Annotated in this window: 4 protein-coding genes and 2 pseudogenes; all 6 read left to right on the top strand. The window is 60.4% G+C overall.

What is annotated here, in order from left to right; all coding sequences use genetic code 11:
• The first annotated feature begins 2 nt into the window (after window positions 1-2).
• The 6 genes and pseudogenes from H0V78_02005 (at window position 3) to H0V78_01980 (ending at window position 5,464) form a co-directional block, all read left to right on the top strand.
• The gene (locus H0V78_02005; GenBank protein MBA2350585.1) at window positions 3-248 is read left to right on the top strand and encodes an AbrB/MazE/SpoVT family DNA-binding domain-containing protein; all 246 of its coding nucleotides are present in this window, start codon (window positions 3-5) and stop codon (window positions 246-248) included.
• Window positions 245-655, top strand: coding sequence for a type II toxin-antitoxin system VapC family toxin (locus tag H0V78_02000; GenBank protein MBA2350584.1), 411 nt, complete (start codon window positions 245-247; stop codon window positions 653-655). Before H0V78_02005 ends, H0V78_02000 begins: the two co-directional genes overlap by 4 nt.
• A 418-nt stretch (window positions 656-1,073) precedes the next feature.
• Window positions 1,074-2,003 (top strand): annotated as a pseudogene (locus H0V78_01995) (glycosyltransferase).
• Window positions 2,000-2,950 (top strand): SDR family oxidoreductase, encoded by a 951-nt coding sequence (locus H0V78_01990; GenBank protein ID MBA2350583.1) that lies wholly within the window; start codon window positions 2,000-2,002, stop codon window positions 2,948-2,950. The pseudogene H0V78_01995 and the gene H0V78_01990 overlap by 4 nt, the downstream one beginning before the upstream one ends.
• Window positions 2,951-3,128: 178 nt before the next feature.
• Window positions 3,129-4,061: a glycosyltransferase family 4 protein gene (locus H0V78_01985; protein MBA2350582.1), complete on the top strand. Its 933-nt coding sequence runs from the start codon at window positions 3,129-3,131 to the stop codon at window positions 4,059-4,061.
• Window positions 4,042-5,464: pseudogene (locus tag H0V78_01980) on the top strand (polysaccharide biosynthesis protein). The gene H0V78_01985 and the pseudogene H0V78_01980 overlap by 20 nt, the downstream one beginning before the upstream one ends.

Below are 5,464 nucleotides of genomic sequence, written 5' to 3'. Positions count from 1 at the left end.
CAATGGCGGCGACAGTATCCCAAAAGGGACAGGTAGTCATTCCAAAGGCAGTCCGAAAGGCGCTTGGGATTGAGCCCGGGAGCCGGGTCGAATTCGAGCTTGAAGGCTTGGAAGCGCGCTTGAAGGTAGTGCGGCACAAAATATCGCGGCTTGAAGATGGCGCCGGGATGCTCAAATACATCGGGCCGCGGGTGTCGATCGCGGACATGAACGGCGAGGAAGCGATGCGCCGGCGCGGCAAGCTGTGATCGCGCTCGATACCAATATCCTCACGCGCTTTTACACCGACGATCCCGCCGACCGCGAAGCGCGCAAACAACGCCGGATCGCCGAATCGTTCATGGCTGGGCAGCAGGCACTGTTCTTGCCAAAAACGGTTGCCCTTGAATTGGTATGGGTACTGCGCGCGGTCTACGATTTTTCCCGCGAGCAGGTCATCTCCGCACTCGATCATCTGTTAGGGCTGGCGCAAGTCCGCGTTGAAGACCGGGAAGCTGTCGAAGCAGCTCTTTTCGCCTACAGGCAAGGCATTGATTTTGCCGACGCGCTGCACCTCGCATCATCCGCCAATTGCGCGGAGTTCGTCACCTTCGACGACGGGTTCGCGAAACGCGCCGCCCGGCTGGCTTTGCAGCCGACCGTGCGTGCCCCGTAAAGTCTGGTCGTGCCATGTACTGCCCAAAGTGGTCGATAATCCCGGATACGCGTCGGCCCTCTCGATACTGATGCGATGACGATTGATTTTATCGGAAATCAATCTGATCGCGATACGCGCGTGCGGGGGCTCGCCCGCCCGAAGCTCTTCAACTGGCAGCGTTGCGCGGCGCAAACGCCAGCCGTTTACAAAATGGCGCTCGCTGCGCGTTAGCTTGAAAGTCTTGCACTTCGGCCGCTTCCATTCGGACTACTTCGGCGGCGTAGAACGTCATGTCGCGCTGCTTCTTGGTCAGCTGAAAAGTCGCATCACGGTCGATAATATCGTCTCGAACGAAACCGCAAAGACGTGTGTCATCCAGGCCGACGGCTACCGGGTCTATAAAGCCTCATCGTATGGGCTCCTTGCCAGTGTTCCTGTTTCGCCTTCGCTGCCCATGCTGGCGCGCAAGATATGGCGACAAAACAGCTACGATATCGCCCATCTCCATTTTCCCGATCCACTCGCGCATCTGGCTGTTTTTTGTTTGCCGCGCGTCGCCAGGATTGTCATTTCGTGGCACAGCGATGTCATCAGGCAAAAGAAAATACTGGCGCTCTACCGGCCTTTTCTCGACCGGCTGATGCGCCGCGCCGATGCGATAATCGCCGCGACTCCGGCGCATTTCACATCGTCGACACAGCTCGGATCAGCGCCGCGGGAACGGTTACACGTCGTGCCTTACGGGATCGACTATTCCGAATTCGATCGCAGTCGGGAAATCGATGCGGTTGCGATGAATATAAGAGGTACCTACCCTGGTAAAAAAATCATCTTCACCGTAGGCCGGCATGTTTACTACAAGGGGTTCGAGTATCTTATTCGCGCGATGGCCGACGTTTTCAATGCCGTTTTGTTGCTGGGGGGCACCGGACCTGTCGACGAGGAACTTCAAGCCCTGAGCGGTTCGTTGAATCTGAAGGACCGTATTGTTTTCACGGGACGCATACCCGACGCCGATCTCCCGGCCTACTACCACGCTTGCGATATTTTCTGCCTGCCTTCAGTGGAACAAAGCGAAGCATTCGGACTCGTCCAACTCGAAGCGATGGCGTGCGGCAAGCCTGTCGTCGGTTGCCAACTGCATAACGGCGCGAGCTACGTCAACCGCGATGACGAAACCGGCGTGCTGGTGCCGCCGCGTGATCCTGAGCGATTGGCCCAAGCCCTGAATGCGCTGCTTGTCGACGACGATCGAAGGCTTCGCCTCGGGCTGAACGCGCGGCAGCGAGTCCTGCGTGAATTCACCCTGGAACAAATGGTCAAGGGAACGCTGGACGCATACGACAAGGTGCTCGCCCGCCCGTGAATGTTTGCGTGACGGGCGCCAATGGTTTTGTCGGCAGAGCGTTATGTGAGCGATTAGCGCTTTCCGGTCATGCTGTTACAAGAGTAGTCCGACGCCCCGAGATTGCTGCGCTAGCCGGCTCTCGTTGCTTGAGCCTTACCGAACCCAACGCAACCGATTGGAAATCGGCACTGATTGGTACAGAAATTCTCGTTCATCTCGCTGCGCGCGTGCACGTAATGAGCGAGGCGCTGGTCGATCCGCTCGCGGAATTCCGCCGCATCAACTGCGCGGGTACCGAGCAGCTGGCTTCCGCGGCGGCCAAGGCGGGGGTTCGGCGGTTCGTTTTTATCAGCACCGTGAAAGTCCACGGCGAGGGAGGCGAAAGCTGCTTTCGGGAAAGCGATGCGCCCGCGCCAACCGATGCCTACGCGATATCGAAGTGGGAGGCCGAGCAGGCATTGCTGCGCATCGCCGCCGAGACCGCGCTGGAAGTCGTGATTCTACGTCCGACGCTCGTGTACGGGCCCGGCGTCAGAGGAAATTTTCTCAGTCTGCTGCGTGCTGTCGAACGCGGGATTCCGTTGCCGCTTGCGAGCATCGACAACCGGCGCAGCCTGATTTATCTCGGCAATCTGATCGATGCGATCATGGCTTGCATCGAGCACCCGTCTGCCGCTGGTAAAACCTATCTGGTCAGCGATGGCGACGACGTTTCGACCACAGAGCTTGTTCGTCGCCTCGCGGCAGCGCTGGGCAAGCCCGCCCGCGTGTTCCCTTTCCCCCTCGCTCCGATGAGGTTCGCCGCTACCTTGCTCCGGCGAGGCGCCGCGCTAAACCGCCTGGCTTCTTCGCTGCGCATAGACAGCACGAAAATCCGCGAGGAACTCGGCTGGGCGCCGCCCTATACGATGCAACAGGGCCTGCGTGAAACAGCCGACTGGTATCGGCGCCGGAAAACCCGATGATTTACCGGAGTCAGCCCGGCTTGATCCGCCCCGGACGATTGCTTGCAGAAGCGGTCCGCGTCTGCGAAACTCGCTCGATTACGATGGCCAGAATCGAACCGTGCCTATCCCCGGCGCTTTCAGTCAATTCTCTGCTCCCCTCGTTTCCGCCGCCGTTACTTGTCTGCTTATCGCATTGATGCTGCGGTATCAGGCGCGGTTGGCTCTGGATCATCCGAATGCGCGCTCTTTGCACTTGCGTCCCGTGCCGCGAACCGGCGGTATCGCAGTCATGCTTGGCGTGCTTCTGGCGGGCTTCATGCTGGTTCCGCAGAGCCGGCTTTTGTTGCTTGGCGCCGCGGTGCTCTCCGCGGTTTCGTTTTTCGACGATTGGCGCGGCATGCCCGCTGCCGTCCGACTGTTGATCCACTCAGCCGTAGCCGCCGCGGCGGCCTTGTTGTTGGTGTCGGATATGCCATCGCCGCGACTTGCCATCGTCATAGCCGCGACGATCTGGATGACCAATCTGTACAATTTCATGGATGGCTCGGATGGGCTCGCCGGCGGCATGGCTTTATTCGGGTTCGGCTCGCTGGCGTTCGCCGCCTCCTCCGGCGGCGCCCTGCCTCTGGCCCTGATTGCCGCCTGCGTCGCTGCGTCCGCGGCGGCTTTCCTCGTTTTCAATTTCAGTCCGGCCCGCATTTTCCTGGGTGATGCCGGCTCCATCCCGCTCGGTTTCCTGGCGGCAATGCTCGGCGTAAGTGGTTGGCAACAGCAGTTGTGGCAGCCCTGGTATCCGCTGCTGGTTTTCTCGCCTTTTATCGTCGATGCGAGTGCGACCTTGGCCAAGCGCGCGCTGCGGTGCGAGAAAGTGTGGCAGGCGCATCGCGATCACTATTATCAGCGCCTGATCCTCATGGGTCTGGGGCATCGCAATACCGCGCTTGGCGCATACGCGCTGATGCTGGCAAGCGGGTGCAGCGGAGTGTGGGCGCGAACCCAGAGCGAGCCCACGCAACACCTCGTGCTACTGGTTTGGGCGCTGCTCTACGCACTCATTTTTGTCCTGATCGATCTGCAGTGGAACAGACATCTACTTGCGAGCCGAAGCAATGCGCCTGGCGAATCCTAACTTTCGCGCTCTGCTCGCCTTTCTCCATGACATCGCCGCGGTCGCGGCGGCGTGGATGCTCGCTTTCGTCTTCCGTTTCAATCTGGACGTGCCCGATCTGTTCATGCGGAACATGCTGCAGACAGCGCTTCTGGCGGTGCCGATTTATGGGGTGATTTTTCTGCGGCTCGGCCTGTATCGCGGCATGTGGCGCTACGCTAGCCTGCCTGATTTCGAACGCATCATCCTGGCAGTCGGCTTCGCAGCGGTGCTGACGCCCGCTGCTTTGCTGTTTCTCCGCCTGGGGGCTTATCTGCCGCGTTCAGTCCTTATCCTGCACCCGATTCTGGTGATTTTGATGATGGGCGGTAGCCGGCTCGCTTATCGGGCGTGGAAAGAACATTGGTTGTACGGCAAGGCGCGCCGGCTTGGCGAGCCGGTGCTCGTGCTCGGGGCGGGGCAGGCGGCTGTGCACCTGGTCAAGGAATTGAGCCGCGGTCGCGAATGGCGCGTCGTCGGCTTGCTCGACGACGATACCGCCAAGCATCAGCGTCTGGTTCAGAACGTGCGGGTACTCGGCCCGCTCGACGATTTGCGGAATTGGGCGGGCCGGCTGGGCGTCAAATACGCGATCGTTGCCATGCCATCGACATCGCGCGCGGTCCTGCGCCACGCCGTCGATCTTTGCACCGCAGCTGGCGTCAAGGTGTTAACGGTGCCGTCGTTCGGCGACCTCGTCAGCGGCCGCGTGACGGTTTCGCAAATTCGCAGCATCGAGCTTGACGATCTGCTTGGCCGCGAACCGGTCACGCTCGACAACGCCGGTCTACACGAATGGCTCGAAGAGCGCGTCATCCTGATCAGCGGCGGCGGCGGCTCGATCGGCTCGGAACTGTGCCGCCAAATCGCACGCTATCGGCCGCGCCTCCTGGTGCTGTTCGAGCAGAACGAATTCGCGCTTTATCGCATCGACCAGGAATTTTCCGAAAACTTTCCCGATACACCGATCGCCTGCGCGATCGGCGATGTAAAAAATCACGCGCGGGTGGAGCAGGTCATGCGGCGCTACGCGCCTTCCGTGGTATTTCATGCCGCCGCCTACAAGCACGTGCCGTAGATGGAATACGGCAATGCGTGGGAGGCGTTGCAAAACAACGTCATCGGCACCTACACGCTGGCGCGCGCCGCGCTCGAAAACGCGGTCGATAAATTCGTGCTGATCTCGACCGACAAGGCGGTGAATCCGACGAATGTGATGGGCGCTAGCAAGCGGCTCGCGGAAATGGTTTGCCAGGCGCTGCAGCAAAGCTCGGGCACGCGCTTTGTCATGGTGCGCTTCGGCAATGTGCTCGGCAGCGCCGGCAGCGTGATCCCGCGCTTTCGCCGGCAGATTGCGAAGGGCGGTCCCATCACCGTCACCCATC

The organism is Burkholderiales bacterium (genome assembly GCA_013695435.1).
Lineage (GTDB): Bacteria > Pseudomonadota > Gammaproteobacteria > Burkholderiales > JACMKV01 > JACMKV01.
The sequence above is the reverse complement of the archived record's forward strand: the minus strand, read 5'-3'. Positions and strand labels throughout refer to the sequence as shown.

Bases quoted from the DNA above. Each gene is read 5' to 3' on its own strand.
- H0V78_02005 (MBA2350585.1), top strand. From the start codon at position 3: ATGGCGGCGACAGTATCCCAAAAGGGACAGGTAGTCATTCCAAAGGCA.
- H0V78_01985 (MBA2350582.1), top strand. From the start codon at position 3,129: ATGCTGCGGTATCAGGCGCGGTTGGCTCTGGATCATCCGAATGCGCGC.